Source organism: Caballeronia sp. LjRoot31 (assembly GCF_964253885.1).
In the GTDB taxonomy this organism is placed as follows: Bacteria; Pseudomonadota; Gammaproteobacteria; order Burkholderiales; family Burkholderiaceae; genus Caballeronia.
On record NZ_CAXURX020000003.1, the window covers coordinates 771,466 to 787,747 of the forward strand.

Genomic DNA, 16,282 nt, shown 5'->3' on the forward strand with positions numbered 1-16,282 from the left:
CCCACCTGTAACGCGCGTTATGGCAAATTCGGGCAGCAGGGCGAGGCTCCGGCGGAGCATTTGCCCGGCCCACGGAGGCAACGAATCCCGTAGTTCATTTCGCTCGCTTTGGCCTTGCTTTTGCGCCGGATGTATTCAGGGCGATAGCAGCATTGATGAGCGCCTTGAATGCATCCGAGTCGACCTCCTCGCCCTCATGGATGTCAATCGCGCGCCTTGTGTTCCCGTCGAGGCTTGAGTTGAAGAGCTTGGCCGGGTCCTTCAACGAAGCCCCTTTGGCGAAGGTCAATTTCACTACAGATTTATAAGACTCCCCCGTGCAGATGATCCCGTCGTGTGACCACACGGGAGTGCCCATCCACTTCCACTCCTCCACGATGTCCGGGTCTGCGTCTTTGATGAGCTTGCGCATTCTGCTCAAGGTCTCTCCACGCCAATCGGCAAGCTCGGTGATTCTTTTGTCAATCAGCTCAGATGCCGGTTGACCCTCGGTTGAATCCGATTTTTTCATTATGTCATCCTAAATTTCCAGACTCTTCCATATTTCGGGGAAAGCCCTTTCCTGCGCTCGGGGATTTGAACGTCGTCGCCTTCCGCGCTCTGGGGTTCAGATACCAAATTGCTTCGCATACTCGGTGTTCAAGCGTGGCCAGCCGAATTTCATTGCCTCGCCACCGACAATACGCCCGATAGGATCGTCGGCCACGAGCCGATCGAGTACATCGAGGCAGATATGCCAGCCGGCTGCACCCATCGATATGAAGCCACGATCGATGTTGTGCCAGAGCGTGAGACGCGTGCCGTCGCCAAACGGCTCAAGTTGCCATCGCATGTCATTTTCGCCCCAGCGGTACTCGAGCAGGTTTGGCGCCTCGGCGCGCGTCACCTGCGTGTCCGAGATGTGCGGCGTCGGCGTTCCGACTGTCGAGAGCTTGACGGGGCCGACAGACGCGAGGCTCCGGTCGGCATCGAACGGTGCCCATTCACGCAGACTGGCCGGGTCGGTCAACGCTTTCCACACTTTCTCCGGCGGATGGCGCAACTCGCGTACGAGAATCAGTGTCCACTTTTCTCCATCCTTTTGGACTTCGGCGCCGGCGGCCGGTCCTGGCATGTATTCGTCGCGGTTGCTCATCGTTTCTTACCCTTTTTGCGCGGTACAGGATCCATCCGATCAAGGTGGCGTTCGAGTGCGTCGACGTGGACCGACCAGAATTGACGGAACGGCGCGAGCCAGGCGTCTATCTCCATCAGTGGTTCCGGTTTTATCCGGTATAGACGCCGCTGCGCGTCAACGCGCGACTCCACGAATCCGGCCTCTCGAAGCACCCGCAGATGCTTTGAAACCGAGGGCTGCGAGAGGTTTAACTTCTCCTCGATATCACCCACGGACCGCTCTGAAGTTGCGAGCAGACTCAGGATGGCGCGGCGGCTCGGCTCGGCGATGACGGCAAATGTTGATTCCATTTTTTATATATACGCCACGGAGTATATAAGTGTCAAGCCGTGCGAATGCGTGTGGCGATATTAGGCGTGTTGTCCCTCACAGTCAGATCGTGGAGAATCGACTGCACTGTTCTAGCGGAGGTGTCATGCATATCGAGCCATTTCAGATTTCCGTGTCCGATGTTGAGATCGACGACTTGCGCCGGCGTTTGCGCGACAGCCGGTGGGCATCCATGACTCCATCCGAGTCGTGGCAACAAGGCACAGACACCACATGGTTGCGCGAATTGGTGAAGTACTGGGCCGACAGTTTTGATTGGCGGGCGGCTGAACGCAGTCTGAATCAGCAACCCCAATTCATGGCCGACGTGAATGGTCAGCGCGTGCACTTCGTTCATCGGCGTGGTGTTGGACCTCGGCCCTATCCGCTGGTCGTTACGCATGGCTGGCCGGGATCGTTCTTCGAATTTCACGCGTTGGCCGATCTGTTATGCGACCCGGCTGCATTCGGCGCGGACCCGAACGATGCCTTCGACGTCGTTATTCCTTCACTGCCGGGATTTACATTTTCGCCGGCGCCCGCCACCTCCGGCACTTCCTCGTTTCAGGTGGCTGATCTATGGGCATCGCTGATGCAAGGTCTTGGGTACGAGCGATTTGGTGCTCAAGGTGGCGACTTGGGAGCAGGCGTGTCGGTCGCGCTCGCCTTGCGGCACTCCCAGGTAATCGATGGAATTCATCTCAACTTTCTGCCGGGCTCGTATGAACCTGCAATCGACGCCGCTAATTCGCCGCTGACCGTCGCAGAACAAAACTTCCTTCGAGAGAAGGGTGAGTGGGCTGCGCTCGAGGGCGGTTATGCGCATATGCACGGCACGAGGCCGCGGACGTTAGCGGCGTCGCTTAACGACTCGCCGGCCGGGCTTGCTGCGTGGATCGGGGAGAAGTTTCGCGCATGGAGCGACTGCGACGGGGTGATCGAGCGTAGATTTTCGAAAGATGAGTTGCTCACCAACTTATCGCTCTACTGGTACACCCAGAGCATTGGTACAGCAATCCAAATGTACTGGGAAAACCGGTTGCAGCCCATGCGTTTCTCCGCCGGACAACGGGTATTACCGCCGGTGGGCTTTGCGCACTTTCCGAAAGAGATTAATCACCCGCCGCGCGCATGGCTGGAACGAACGTTCACTGTCGCGCAGTGGACCGACATGCCGCGCGGTGGTCATTTCGCGGCAATGGAAGAACCTGAACTCCTTGCGGCCGATATTCGTAGCTTTTTCAGGCACTTCCGGCAGTGAGTTCGTTGAAGATGGCACATGGACGTTGGTCAGAACTCGCTGCACGAGCTTCCCCGAAGCGCTCCCGGACCTGAAATTCTGGGGCGCTGCCGATCTTATCGCCGAGGGGCGTGTATGTAGTCGGCCGTTGGAAGGGTGGCGTCACGCATGCCGGTCCGGCATCCGCGCAATAACGCCAACCCATTTTACTCAGGATACCAAACTGTTTGAGGAATCTGTATTTTCCCCTTGCATCGCCGTTGTTCCTTTGGTGAGCGCCTCGGTGAGCGAACAGCGCAACAGATCAATGGCCCGCATGAGCCGGCCGGGGACGGAACCGTGAATGAACCACACATCGACTCCCGTGCGAAAGTCAGTGGCGTCGATAACCTGAAGCGCCGGACGATGCACCGTGCGTTCCAGCAAGTCCGGCGTGACGAGCCCGATACCGAGTCCACGCGCTACCAGGGACAATTGCAGCTCGGAGCCAAACGCTTCGACGGCGACATTGAATGGCACTCCCGCCGCCTCCATCGCACGTCTTAGCACCGAGCGCATCCCGCAGCCATCCTGATTGAGTACCCATTCGTAACGCGCCAGATCCGCCAGTGTCACCGGTGTATCGGGCAGACCGAGGGCGCGCGCCGCGACGATCACGGTCGGAAGGAACGCGAGGCGCGCAGCACGCAACGTCTCGGGTGGTGCGAAGCCCGACGGCATCATCACGATCGATGCATCGAGCGAGCCCCGTTCGACACTCTGCAACAGAGCTGGCGACCAACCCGCTGTTACGCGCAGCGTAAGTCGCGGAAAGGCACCGCGCAGGAGGTCGACCGGCTTTTCGAGTGCTGCTTCGGCCAGAAATGGCGGCATTCCAATTCTCAACTCGCCGGACGGCTCGCTTTCGGGAGAGACCACCAACAATAGATCGTCCACAGCGCGCAACACGGTGCGCGCCAAGGCAACGACCTCGTTGCCTGCAGCGGTCGGCTTGAGCGGCTTGCTTTGGCGATCGAGCAATTCCACACCCAGCATGCTTTCAAGGTTTTGCACGCGCCGTGTCAACCCAGGTTGCGTGAGATGGAGTTTTTCTGCAGCGCGCACCATCGAACCGCTGTCGACAACGGCAACGAACGCTTGTAGATCACGGGTGTTCAAACGGCGGCTCCGACGGGTGTTTCAACGGGAGTTTCCATATTAACGCGCATAATCATTATCAACATATTTCAATTGTCGCATAGTAGGGGGTTCGCTAGGATGCTTTCTCAGATCCCGTTTTGAGAACCCGTTCGATGAATCCATCCGCAGAAGGTCCCGCCCGTGCCGTCGCGACGCAGGAAGCCGACAATCCGCACAGGCTCACCGGACCACTGACTGCCTTCTTCGCGGCGGCAGTCGGCGTGATTGTGATGAACCTGTTTGCCGCGCAAACGCTGACGGGTGCGATCAGCCGCAGCTTGCATCTCGCCCCTGAGTTCTCCGGCCTCGCAGCGATGGTGCCGCAACTGGGCTACGCAGTCGGACTGGTGTTGCTCGTACCGCTGTGCGACCTGCTGGAGAACCGGCGGTTGATCGTGCGCACACTGGCATGCGGCGCCGGTTTTCTCGCGGTCGCAATGTTCACCGACTCACGCGTATTGTTTCTGGCCGCTGTATTCCTGGCCGGTGCCGCATCCAGCGTGATCCAGATGCTGGTGCCGATGGCCGCTTCGATGGCGCCTGACAGTCACCGCGGACGTGCAGTCGGCAACGTGATGAGCGGCTTGATGCTCGGCATCCTGTTGGCGCGTCCGGCTGCGAGCGTGATTGCCGGGTCGATGGGCTGGCGTGCCTTCTACGGGCTTGCCGCGGTGATCGATGCGCTACTCGCTGTCGTCCTGTACATGAAACTGCCTGTGCGCATGCCAGCTATCCCGACGCGTTATCCGGCACTCCTGTACTCGCTTTGGACGCTGATGCGCACCGAGCCTGTGTTGCAACGGAACGCTGCATCGGCGGCGTTGGTGATGGGGGCGTTCAGCGCGTTCTGGACGGCGATCGGCTTGCGGCTCGTGCAGCCGCCTTTCAGCTTCGATATGAATGGCATCGCCCTGTTCGCGCTCGCCGGCGCGGCAGGTGCGATCGTGACGCCGCTCGCCGGCCGCGCGGGCGACCGTGGGTCGGGTCGCAAGACGTTGCTTGCCGGCCACCTCGCGGTGCTCCTTGCGCTTGTGGCAATCGGCGTAGCGGGCGCGGGCTGGGGAGGGTTTTCGGCGAGCGCTCATCCGGTGCTGGCGGTTGCGATGCTCGTCGTGGGCGCGGCCGCGCTCGACGCAGGCGTCGTCACTGACCAGACCTTGGGCCGGCGTGCGATCAACCTGATGGATCCTGCCGCGCGTGGAAGGCTGAACGGTTTGTTCGTCGGCGTATTTTTTGTCGGCGGCGCGTTGGGTGCCGCGCTTTCCGGCGCCGCGTGGGCGATGGCCGGCTGGACCGGTGTCTGTGTAGTGGGATTCGTTTTCACCGGCCTTGCTTTCGTGCTCCGGCTGACCAGGCTGGCTGACGAGGGGAGATAAGGGTGTCGACTGCCATGGAGTTTTTGACAGCGTCGGTGGCAAGGGACATTCATTTGTCTGGTTGCGGCGACGCCCCCGGTGCGTTTGAGACATCCACGCTTCACAAGAACTTATGGGTGGTCACCTACGACGCGGATCGTTAGGGAATCAAGCAACGATCCTACTGAGATAATGGGTGCCGGTTCGCTAAATAAAAGGCATCCCAAGATGACGAAGCTTTCGATGATGCAACGCCCCACGGGTTTCATCGCAACGCTATCTGTAGTGTTGGCAGTTAGCGCCGCCCTATCCGTTTCCGCGTTCGCACAGTCCCAAGGCGCGATCCCGCCGCCATCAACTGTTCCACAATCCGCGAAGCAGGCAAGTGAACCCATGGTGAAAGTATTTGCGCCAAGCGGCACGCTGCGCGCATCTATCAATCTCGGGAATCCGGTGCTGGCGAGCATCGATCCAGCAACCGGCAAGGCGGCAGGGGTATCGGTTGATCTCGCCACTGAACTCGCCAGGCGTCTCGGTGTGCCGCTGCAACTGGTCGTGGTCAGGTCGGCGGGGGCATCTGTGGATAACGTCGATCAGGACAAAGCGGACGTCGGCTTTTTCGCCGTTGATCCAAAGCGTGGACAAGAAATCAGTTTCACGAAACCGTATGTGTTGATCGAAGGCTTTTACCTGGTGCGCGCCGCGTCGCCGATTACCACCAACGATCAGGTCGACCAACCGGGAGTGACTGTCGCTGTTGGCAAAGACAGTGCGTACGATCTGTTCCTCACGCGCGAATTGCATCGCGCGAAGATTGTGCGAATTCCGACGTCACCCGCAGTGGTGCAAGGTTTCCTGGATCAGCATCTGGACGTGGCCGCCGGCGTCAGGCAACAGCTTGAAAGAGATGCCGCGAAGGCAGGTGGATTGCGGATGCTCGATCAACGTTTCATGGTGATCCGTCAAGCGATGGGGGTGCCAAAAGCAAAGGGCGATGAAGCGGCCGCGTACTTGTCGACGTTTGTCGAGGACATGAAAGCATCCGGCTTTGTCGCGGCGTCTCTGGCGCGTCATCAGATTGCGGGCGCGGTCGTTGCGAAAGACAACGACTAGCAGGCTGCGAGGCCGTGCGCATAGCGTTACTTTGCCCGGTGCGGTGGTCACGTCGACGGTGCATCGCCGGATGTGCATTGTCCCGTTCGGAACAGCTAATGTCCGGACGAGTTTTGATTGCCGAAAGAAATGGCATACGCATAGGATTCCTCTTCTTATAGCGAAGCAGTTGAACGTGGATCGTGCACGGATAGATACGTCACGCCTTGAGGCTGGGCAGCACAAAATGGCGCAGCGCTAAACCTGGCGCTTGCCAGTCTTTCGGATCGTGCAGGTAACCACTGCCACCAGATCCTTCTGATGTCGGCCGAACTTCCATTCCAAATCACATGATTACAACCGGTCGTCGCGTCGCGCGACGTGAAGTGACATATTTCTCGATACCTGTTCCATGGAAGTAATTGTTTGCTGAGTAAGTGAACAGTAAGTGCCCCGGTCCTACAGTGCGTCCTCACGACCACACCAATAAAAGGCACCCCTGTGAAAAAACACCTTCGTCGCAAGTATCAACTGCTATTCGCCGTCGCATCCGCTCTGATGTATTCGGGCGCGGCTTGGGCAGATGGTCCTAGCGCGAATCTGCCTTACGCCGACACGACCGGCTTCACAGTTTTGAGCAATGCCACGAACGTTACCCATTGGGGACTTGGCGGCGGGGCGGCCTTTGAGCAATCACCCTACAAAGGATATGGCACGCACATAACGCCTATTCCGTTCTTCTTTTTCGACGATAAATGGATTCACGCCATTGGCACAACGGTCGATCTGAAGGTCGGGAACTGGGGCGGCGTTGCGTTCACTCTGCGCGGGAATTACGCGATCGCCGACGGCTACAGGGGCTCCGACGCACCCATACTCAACGGAATGCAAAACCGGAGCGCTGCATTCTGGCTGGGCCCCGCACTCAAATGGCAGACGCAATATGGTGATCTTTCGGGCGAGTACCTGACTAGCGGAAACAAAGGGCAGAAGGCCGATATCGAGTTCGGCAAGACCCTGGACTATGGTAACTTCTCTATAGAACCCCATGCAGCAGTCAGTTGGTTCAGCGGCGACTACGTTGATTATTATTATGGCGTGAGGACGTCGGAGGCGCGAGCCGGACGACCTGCATACACCGGGACATCCACCTACAAGGAAACCGTCGGCGCCAAGTTCGACTATCGCGTAACGCGCAAGCAGCTCGTAAGCCTTGACCTGGGTATCGCACACCTGGGCAGCGGAATGACTGACAGTCCCATCGTGGGCAAGCGATTCATTCCTGAGGCCAAGGTAGCCTATCTCTATCAATTCAATTGAACCGGCCCTATGTCGCGAATTGCACTGATCGAAGATCATGTCCGCCTGGCGGCCATGATCCGGCAATCGTTGTCCGGTGCTGGAATCGAAACCGATATCTTCAGCAATCTTTCTGAAGCAGCCTATGGCCTGAGCCATGCCGACTACTCGGTAATGATCTTTGACCGCGGATTGCCCGACGGCGACGGGCTACTTTTTCTTCGAACGTTGCGTGCCGCCGGAACCATGACTCCTTGCCTGATGCTGACCGCTCGGGATGCGTTGCACGACCGCATAGAAGGGCTCGAGACTGGCGCGGACGACTACGTTACCAAGCCATTTGAAATGAGTGAGCTGGTAGCGCGCGTACGAACGCTGATGCGCAGGCCTGCCGAAATGACGACGCTGGTTCAAAGCTTCGCTGATATTGCGATCGATCCACAGCAACATGCAATGCGGTGCGGCAACCAGTCCGTCCCGCTTGCGCCCGCTGAATTGCAGATCATGTCCGTTCTATTGAAGGCTGCGGGCCGGACCGTTCGCCACTCGGCGCTTGAGCATGCGGGCTGGGGTCTGGGCGACGCGGTCACCCCCAACGCGCTTGAAGTGACCATTCACCGGTTGCGAAAGAAGCTGCTTGCGGTGGGCGCGACCACGCGACTTGCAAACATCAGGGGTGCGGGTTTCGCAGTCCAGCGACCGGACTGCCCCCCTTTGCAGGCGAGCGTCGGGCAACGCGATGAAAGGCAGAAATGAAGCAGCTTATACTTGTAGTAGACAGCGACCCCACCTGCCGCGATGTCTTGCGCACGTCCTTGCAGACCGATGGCTACGACGTCGCGGTCTTATATGACGCGAGCAAAGTGGCTCGCCGGATCGAAGAGGAGCGGCCTGCGCTGATCCTGATGGCCAGCGGTTCGTCCGAACGCGGCAGTCTTCCTGCACTCCGGGCGCTTCAGGCGCTGCGAATCGCTCAGGATGACTTACCGGTAATCATGCTAGGCAATCGCGACGACGTAACGGAACGCATTATCGCGCTCGAGTGCGGCGCTGACGATTTCATATCCAAGCCATTCAATGTGCATGAAGTGTTGCTGAGAATCGGCACCGTTCTGCGACGGGTCGGACAGCATCATTTTCAGGACCCTACATACCGGAAGCCATTTTTGTTCAGCGGGTTTAAACTGGACTACGGGCTGCGCTCGCTCACGTACCTCGATGATCCAGTCTCACTGACGCAGCATGAATACGCCATACTCGCCCTGTTTTCAACAGCACCAGGGAGAGTCTTCTCAAAAGCTGCGATTGCTCAAAGCATGCACTCGGACGCGTCCAGCGCTCGCACCAATGTTGGTGTCTGGGTTCATCGCCTGCGCGAACGGATCAAGCTGATAGTTGGTGCATGTGAGTTCATAGAGACTTTTCGCGGCCATGGATACGTTTTCCATCCCGACCGTCAGCCTACGCCGCAACGCCGAAGAGTGGACGCTGAACCGTCAGCGGCAAGCCAACGCAATGCGAGATGATTAACCGTTTTTACTGACGCTTGCCGGTGGCTGACGGCACACGGATGGCGAACGGACGGATCACTATCAGGTCCGCGCCCGCATCGCGCAATGTCATCCTTCACCGCATTCGATCAAGTTACACGGACAGCATCATCATGCTCAACTACTGGATCAAAAGCCTCTCGGTGCGCTTATGGGTTACAAGCGTGGCGGCGTTGGCCGTGAGTCTTACCCTCATCGCCACAATCGTGCTGTACGCCTTCAATCACTTGCCACCCGATACATTCCGGGTGAGCGAGAGCATAAGAAGCGCGCACCAGTTAGCCTCCCAATTGCGCTTTGACGAGTCTGGGCGCCCGGTGTCGATAAACCTCGACGAGCACGCGACGTGGCTCTTCGATTTCGCATCGACCGAGTTGCTCTACCGTACGCTCGACGCTTCGGGACATGTGCTTTTTGCGTCGCGTGGCGCGCTGAACAATGCCTCCTGGGATGCCGGTGACTTGACCAGCGCCCTCGGCGCCATGAAACGCGTGACCATTAACGGCAAGCCTTTCGACGTGGTGACCCTGGAGATCATGCACGGGCAAACCCCATATTTTGTACAGAGCGCGGCGAGCGTAGCCTTCAATAAAGCCGTTCTTGGCGAGAGGATCGAGCCGATCCCGAAGATCGTGGGCTATACCTTGCTGATCGCGACAATCATCTTCGGCCTGACCTTGACGTTCACTGTTCGCCGCGTGCTGCGGCCTCTTCGCGTGGCATCGGATTCCGCCGCTTCAATCACCCCGCGGAACCTTCGCATGCGGCTTTCCATCAAGGGCGTCCCCAGCGAGATCAAACCTATTCTTGTCGCGTTCAATGATGCGCTCGCGCGCCTCGAAAATGGCTTCGCTGTACAACAGCAATTTCTCGCCTCGGCTGCTCATGAACTTCAAACACCGCTGACTTTGATAAGAGGGCAGATCGAGTTGCAACCCGAGGTCGAGAACAAGGATCTGCTGTTCCGCGAAATTGACTTGATGGCGCGGCAGGTCCGGCAACTCTTACACCTCGCCGAGGTAAGCGAATCGCAGAACTTTGAATTCAGCGAGGTCGACAAGGTCGATGTTGCCGAGGACGTCGTGGACTATCTGGCACGCAAGGCAGACAAAAAGCAGGTGAAACTGCATGTCGACGTCCCTGTCATTCCCGCAACAATGCGAGCTGACAGGAGCGCGCTTTTCATCTTGCTGAAAAACATTGTTGAAAACGCGATCAACGCGACGCCTTCGCATGGGTCCGTCATTGTTTCCGTCGATGAAAAGACGATCTGTGTCCAGGACGAGGGACCCGGTGTCAACCCTGAATATTTGCCATTTCTGTTTGAGCGTTTTTGGCGCGCGCCCGATGCTCAACACGACGGCGCCGGCCTGGGCCTCTCGATCTGCAAAGAAATAGCGCTGGCGCACAATTGGAAACTTACCGTCAGAACGCTGGCGTCCGGAACCCGGTTTATTGTTTCCTTCTAGACCTGCTCAGTAGCCCGAATTAACCACCCCACTCGCCGTAGAGTTCGTCGATACGAGTAAGCCTTCAAACAGAAAGGCCACGCTCGTTTCCGGGCGCGGCCTTTCTGACATGAGCTTAACTGAACGTCAAACCTCATGCACCGGTCACCCACACCGGCGCGTATCGCTTTTACCAGCTATATCGATATCCAACCTGACCAAACACGCCCTGACGATAATCGCCACCAAGGTTGCGGGAGTATTTGACGTTGGCGTACATCTCCGACGACTTGCTCATGCTCGTGGTGACACCCACGCCGACTTCATACCAGGTCTTCGAGAGCCCGCTGTTGAACGACGCGCCATCCACTGCCGTGTTGCCCGGGTTCAGGAAGTCGTGCAGTACGTCGGCGGTGAAGTAGGGCGTTGCCGTTCCCGTCTTCGTGTCATTGGTCAGGTTCGCCTTGAAGATCCGGAAGCCGACGCGTCCGCGCAACGCGTTGCTCGACGTGCTCGATACCGGCGAGATGCCGTCATCGAAGCCGTTCAGATGCAGGTACTGGTACATCAACTGGGCTTGCGGTTCAATGGCAATCGTCGTCGATCCTATCAGCAACGGCTTGCCTACTTCACCGGACAGACCCGTGCCAACGCCGTTTTGCGAAGCGCCGCCGCCATACACATCGCCGTACTTGTTGCGATAGTGGGTGAGTTGCGCCACGGCGTCGAAGTAGCTGCCGTCTTTCAGATATTTGGTCCAGTAGCCACCGAGCGATTGCGCCTGCGTTTCGACTGAGCCGGTAGCGGTCGTCAGCGCCGGATTGAGACTGCGTGCGCTGTCTTCGAAGGTTGCCGACGACGAGCCGATAGTCACCGTGACGCCTGCATGCGTGCTGCCGCCGGCCGGGTTCGTCGAGAGCGTCCAGTCCTTGCCGAACTCCGCGAAGAACGTGCGTTCATCGCCGGAGAAACGGTCCCCCGAGTTGGCGTTCAGGCTTTGGCCGCCGATGCGTCCCCACACGCCGTTGCCATACGTTCCCTGCGCGTTCTCGAGACTCGCGATGTCGCCGACACGTTCATGCAGCCGATCCATGATCGTGAAGCCATAGTCGAGGTTGAGCGATGGCGTCATCGTGTAGCCGACCACGGCAGGGCGATACGCGATGACCGAAGGCTGGGCGGCAGGCGGGGAACTGGGCGTGCCCGCGGACACGATCGGTGTCACCGGTGTAACCACCGGGCCAGAGTCGGCCGGCGTGGTTGGTGGCGTCGGTGTCACAGGTGGTGTAACCGGCGGCGTCACAGGTGGCGTCACCGGCACGCTCTCAAGCGCCGAGCGCAAATAGAAGTCGTTGGGGCGCCCCGAGCCGCCTTGATACAACAGATACTGGTACGCCCCCGCCTGAACCGGCGCAAGCATGTGGAAGGTACTGGCAGCGGCGCTGCCGTTCACCTGGACGAGCTTGATGCCGTCGCCTACCGTCAGCGCGCCCAAGCCGCTCGGACGCACTGTCACGGTCGTGCTCCCGCTCGCGTTGCCGCCAATGACCAGTTGGTCGGTGAACTGGTTGGACGGCGCGCCGCCCGCGTTCATGACAGTGTTCACAATCAACTGCGCATTGTTGCCGACGTAGTTCCCGCTCACATTGAGTACGTTGCCCGGCGTGCCCGATGCAGCCGCCAGGTTGATCGTGGCGTTATTGGTGAGATCGCCGTGGATCGCAAAGGTGCCGGTCGTCGATGCAGAAAAAGCCGGCAAGGCATTCGCCGCCGCGATCGTGCCCGAGTTCGTCACGGAGCCGAATACGGTACCGAAACCGCCAAGCGTGGCGCCGTCCGCGACGGTCGTCGTGCCCGTGCCGATGCTTGCCGAATTGTGCTGTGCGTCGCCGACTGCAAGGGTACCCGCCAGCACGTTCGTGTCGCCGTAGGCGCTCACGCCGTTCATCGTGAGCAAGCCGCTGCCGAGCTTGGTCAACGAGCCGGTACCGGTCACCCCTTGTGAGAGCGTGGACGAATATTGCTGCGTGTCGATCGTCCCGCCATTCGCACCGATCGAGATGGCGCGGGTCGCGGCGAGGTCGAGGTCGTTATTCAGTTGCAGCGTGCCGCCGTTGAACGTGACACCGCCAGCGGTCCCGCCCAGCGCATTGTCCGCTGCGATATTCAGCGTGCCTTGCGTGATCAGCGTGCCGCCGGAATACGTGTTGCCGCCGGTTGCGGTGGGCGCGAGGAACAGCGTGCCCGCACCGGTTTTCTCGATCGAACCCGTGCCGCTCAACAATCCCGCGTACGTGCCGTCATCGGTTTGCGCGAAGCGGACCAGGCCATTGTCGGTAATCGCGGCCGGCAGGCTCTGTGCCCGGGCTTGAAGCGTCCCCGCGGCATCGACGAGCATCTGTCCGGTGTACGTGCTGTTGTCGCCCGTCAGGATCAGCGTGCCACCCGCAACTTCAGCGCTTTGCACATCGACCGGAATGCCGTTGACGGTCCACGTACCCGTGTCGGTCTTGATGAGCGTCTGGAAGTTGACGATGTTGCCGGTCAGCGTGTCCACGCCAAGCCCGCTCAGGAACAACTGGTTGTTGCCCGCGCCGCCGTCGATATTGCCCTGCACCGACGAGCCGGTATAGATGCGCATGACGTCGTCGCCACCGGAGAAAATGATGTCGCCGATAACCGTGCCCTTGTTGGTGAAATCGATAGGGGCGTCGCCGCTCGAACCGATCACGCTGCCGGGTGACCGGATCACGCCGGTTTCGTTATTGATGATCGTGTTACCGCCGACCTTGTTCTGGAACCAGATGGCGCTGGCGTTGATCGCCCGGATCAAGCCGTTGTTGATGATGACATTGCCCTGGCCTTGTATGTTCACGGCCTCGGCAATGTCCTGCGTGCCCTTGGACAGCACCTTGCCGCCCGCTTGCACGGTCAGCGTGCCGTTGTCCTGGAACTCGATGGTGTTGGCGCCCGTGCCATAGTTGCCGTGCGAATTCACGGCGTAATTGCTGACTGTGCCGCCCGTCTGCACGGTGATGTTCGCGTTGTTAGCGAGACTGATTGCCGATGCATCTTGCGTGGTAATCCTCGCGCCGTTCTGGACAGTGACCGTCTGATTGTCGTTGCCCGGAATATAGCCGGTACCGATGGTCGTGGTCCATGGGTTCGGCGATGTCGAGTCGCAAACCGTATCGAGGCCGTTCACGGCACATGCTGCTGCCGCCGCAATGGGACTCAGGAGAAAAGGAATCAGCAGAAGTGATGGTGCAAGCGAGATCGCTCGCGAACGAACTGGATTAGACATGAACCGCCCCCGGTGTTGTTATCTGTAAAAGCGGGCGGAATTTAACAAGCAGGCTATCTTGTGAATGTGGCTAGCCGAACGAACGAACTTGGAAACCTTACTGAGTAATACCTGCTTTGTGCAGCATCGCGCTTTAAGTGGCAGAAAGAGCCTGGGTATTTGTCAATTGTTGTCAGATCGACGAGAAATAAAATAGGCGCTTGTTCGTCAGTGGAGGGCAGGCCACTTCCGTTCCCTGGCCTTGGTTCCTTGTTCGCGTGCATTAAATAACAGAATCCGCGCGGGCGTTATGAGCGCTGCCGAACACGCAGCGCAGATGCAACGCGTTGTGTGGGTTACCCATCGCTCAAACGCCAATGTCTTGCTTCAGGGCGTTCCCTCTGTGTCCGTGCATCGGTACGATGCGTCTTTCGGCGCGTCAGGCGCTTGGGAAAGCGCTGATATCGGGGGAGATATGGGAGCGAAAAGCACGGTGGCAAACGAGTCGACTAACGTTCATGTCCACCTCTACTATGGTGTCGATCCGAGCATGTATCGCAAAGACGAGAACGTTGGGTGCCTGTACGGTTATCACCACGCCGAGTCGGAATCGATGACCCTTTCGTATTCCCACGATCATCCCGAAGGACGTGCTCTCCGCACTATTCGACGCGGCTTGAAAGCGCTTCTCGGTTGCGATCTCGTTCATACATTTCGCAATCGCGCAGCGCTGCTTGAAGCGGACGTGATCTGGACGCATACGGAGCGCGAGTATCTATCGGCGGCGTTATTGCTGATGCTCAAACGTGGTCCGCGTAAGCCGCTTCTGCTTGCACAAAGCGTGTGGCTGCTCGACATATGGGAATCGCTTAGCGTGTTCAAGCGCGTGATCTTCAAGAGGCTGCTAAGCCAGGCGAGCTTGGTGACGACCCTGACTCACGACAACGCAGCACTCACGAAAAAATTCTGGAACCGCGAAGCAACGGTGGTGCTCTACGGTGTCAGTACCGACGATTTCCCCTTGCAGCCAGTGTCCGAGTGGCGTCCTCACGAACCATTGCGCGTGGCGGCCATTGGTAACGATCGCGACCGCGATTGGCAGACCTTCATGGCTGCATTCGAAAACGATCCACGCTTCAACGCGAGGCTTGCGACCCAGCGCAAAGTCACGCGTTCTGATCGGGCGGATAACGTTGTTGTCGCGCCGGTGTCGGGGTTGGCGGAGCAACGCGCGCTCTATGAATGGGCCGATGTAATCGTCGTGCCGCTTCATCCCAATCACCATGCATCGGGCATTACGGTTTTGCTCGAAGCGGTGACGGCCGGCAAGGCGGTCGTTGCAACGGGCATAGGCGGTCTGTCCGACTATTTCTCCGATGACGCCGTCTCATACGTACCGGTCCACGATGCACAAAGCTTGCGCGAGACTGTCGCCGCGCTAGGTGCAGACCCTGAAGGCACGACGAAGCGAATTCGTCGCGCGCAACAGGAGTTGGTGTCGAAGGATTTGACGACGCGCGGTTTCGCCCGGCAACACGTCATGCTGACTCATCAAATGTTGCGCCGGGCACAGCCGAAGGAACGGGCGGAATCGCTTGCGCGTGTGTAGGCCGCGGGTCATGCGGCTTAAGGCGCTCAAGCGGTGGCTCGATATCCCGTCACCACCGCAAGCGCCAGCGTCGCGTCTGACAACAACAGCGACACGGCAAACAATGGCCGGGTGAACGTGATCCACTTGGCGACGCCAACCCGCGCTTACTTGGCTGCCTGCGTTTGTTTGAGGAAATCGTGCTGGAAAATGCACATGCGATACGCATTGTGATACCGGCCGTTGCCAAAAAACTCTTCGATCAATTCCGCTTCCTGTTTGAAGCCGCACTTTTCGTAGACGTGAATGGCCGACTGATTCGACACATCGACGATCAGATAAAGCTTGCGCAGATTGAGCACGGAAAACGCGTAGTCCGTTGCGAGCAGGGTTGCGTTTGTCGCATAGCCCTGGCCTTGAGCGCCGGGCGCGATGATGATCTGGAACTCGCCGCGCCTATGGATGTAATCAAGCTCGATCAATTCCGCGAGCCCTACGGTTTCGCCCGTCTTGTCGACAGCGACGAAGCGGCGTTCACGCAGATCGTGCACATGGCGATCGTATAGCTGGGACAACTCAGAGAACGTTTCGTAGGGTTCTTCGAACCAGTAACGCATGATCTTTGCGTTGTTGTTCAGGCTGTGGACGAAGTGGAGATCGGTACGTTCGAGTGGCCGCAGCATGAGCTGATTGTTCTCTTCGATGATCATGAGTAACACTCCGTGAATGGTGGATCGACCTGCAATATAACTTAAGGGCCTG

Annotated in this window: 14 protein-coding genes; 8 read left to right on the forward strand and 6 right to left on the reverse strand. The window is 58.7% G+C overall.

Annotated features, from left to right (window positions below):
• Nucleotides 1-94: 94 nt before the first annotated feature.
• The 3 genes from ACSQ8V_RS32250 to ACSQ8V_RS32260 form a co-directional block, all read right to left on the reverse strand.
• Nucleotides 95-511 carry a DUF1801 domain-containing protein gene (locus tag ACSQ8V_RS32250; protein ID WP_436208511.1) on the reverse strand — a complete coding sequence of 139 codons (417 nt, stop codon included), beginning with the start codon at nt 509-511 and terminating at the stop codon, nt 95-97.
• Between the two features lie 96 nt (nt 512-607).
• Nucleotides 608-1,135 (reverse strand): SRPBCC family protein, encoded by a 528-nt coding sequence (locus ACSQ8V_RS32255; protein WP_436208512.1) that lies wholly within the window; start codon nt 1,133-1,135, stop codon nt 608-610.
• Complete coding sequence (locus tag ACSQ8V_RS32260; RefSeq protein WP_436208513.1) at nt 1,132-1,467, reverse strand: ArsR/SmtB family transcription factor; 336 nt, start codon at nt 1,465-1,467, stop codon at nt 1,132-1,134. Before ACSQ8V_RS32260 ends, ACSQ8V_RS32255 begins: the two co-directional genes overlap by 4 nt.
• A gap of 125 nt (nt 1,468-1,592) precedes the next feature.
• Between ACSQ8V_RS32260 and ACSQ8V_RS32265 the strand changes: the two genes are divergently transcribed.
• On the forward strand, nt 1,593-2,747 hold the full coding sequence (locus ACSQ8V_RS32265) for an epoxide hydrolase family protein (protein ID WP_436208514.1): 1,155 nt from the start codon (nt 1,593-1,595) through the stop codon (nt 2,745-2,747).
• Nucleotides 2,748-2,936: 189 nt separating this feature from the next.
• On the opposite strand, the gene ACSQ8V_RS32270 is transcribed toward ACSQ8V_RS32265, so the two are convergent.
• Nucleotides 2,937-3,884, reverse strand: coding sequence for a LysR family transcriptional regulator (locus tag ACSQ8V_RS32270; protein WP_436208515.1), 948 nt, complete (start codon nt 3,882-3,884; stop codon nt 2,937-2,939).
• Between the two features lie 134 nt (nt 3,885-4,018).
• Here ACSQ8V_RS32270 and ACSQ8V_RS32275 point away from each other — a divergent pair, with 134 nt between their 5' ends.
• From ACSQ8V_RS32275 to ACSQ8V_RS32300, 6 genes are all read left to right on the forward strand, one after another.
• The gene (locus ACSQ8V_RS32275; RefSeq protein ID WP_436208516.1) at nt 4,019-5,281 is read left to right on the forward strand and encodes an MFS transporter; all 1,263 of its coding nucleotides are present in this window, start codon (nt 4,019-4,021) and stop codon (nt 5,279-5,281) included.
• A 372-nt stretch (nt 5,282-5,653) separates the two neighbouring features.
• On the forward strand, nt 5,654-6,373 hold the full coding sequence (locus ACSQ8V_RS32280) for an ABC transporter substrate-binding protein (protein ID WP_436209227.1): 720 nt from the start codon (nt 5,654-5,656) through the stop codon (nt 6,371-6,373).
• 480 nt (nt 6,374-6,853) lie between these two features.
• Nucleotides 6,854-7,672, forward strand: a complete 819-nt coding sequence (locus tag ACSQ8V_RS32285) for a MipA/OmpV family protein (protein WP_436208517.1) — start codon at nt 6,854-6,856, stop codon at nt 7,670-7,672.
• Between the two features lie 9 nt (nt 7,673-7,681).
• Nucleotides 7,682-8,407 carry a response regulator transcription factor gene (locus ACSQ8V_RS32290; protein ID WP_436208518.1) on the forward strand — a complete coding sequence of 242 codons (726 nt, stop codon included), beginning with the start codon at nt 7,682-7,684 and terminating at the stop codon, nt 8,405-8,407.
• A complete protein-coding gene (locus tag ACSQ8V_RS32295; protein ID WP_436208519.1) occupies nt 8,404-9,177 on the forward strand; it encodes a response regulator transcription factor in 774 nt (257 codons plus the stop codon). The genes ACSQ8V_RS32290 and ACSQ8V_RS32295 overlap by 4 nt, the downstream gene beginning before the upstream one ends.
• 137 nt (nt 9,178-9,314) lie before the next feature.
• Nucleotides 9,315-10,670 carry a sensor histidine kinase gene (locus ACSQ8V_RS32300; protein ID WP_436208520.1) on the forward strand — a complete coding sequence of 452 codons (1,356 nt, stop codon included), beginning with the start codon at nt 9,315-9,317 and terminating at the stop codon, nt 10,668-10,670.
• 169 nt (nt 10,671-10,839) lie between these two features.
• On the opposite strand, the gene ACSQ8V_RS32305 is transcribed toward ACSQ8V_RS32300, so the two are convergent.
• A complete protein-coding gene (locus tag ACSQ8V_RS32305; protein ID WP_436208521.1) occupies nt 10,840-13,953 on the reverse strand; it encodes an autotransporter outer membrane beta-barrel domain-containing protein in 3,114 nt (1,037 codons plus the stop codon).
• Nucleotides 13,954-14,482: 529 nt separating this feature from the next.
• On the opposite strand from ACSQ8V_RS32305, the gene ACSQ8V_RS32310 reads away from it, so the two are divergent.
• Entirely contained in the window at nt 14,483-15,541 is a 1,059-nt protein-coding gene (locus ACSQ8V_RS32310; RefSeq protein WP_436208522.1) for a glycosyltransferase, read from the forward strand.
• 146 nt (nt 15,542-15,687) lie between these two features.
• Here ACSQ8V_RS32310 and speG read toward each other — a convergent pair whose 3' ends face one another.
• Entirely contained in the window at nt 15,688-16,230 is a 543-nt protein-coding gene (speG, locus tag ACSQ8V_RS32315; RefSeq protein ID WP_213768092.1) for a spermidine N1-acetyltransferase, read from the reverse strand.
• Between the last annotated feature and the right edge of the window lie 52 nt (nt 16,231-16,282).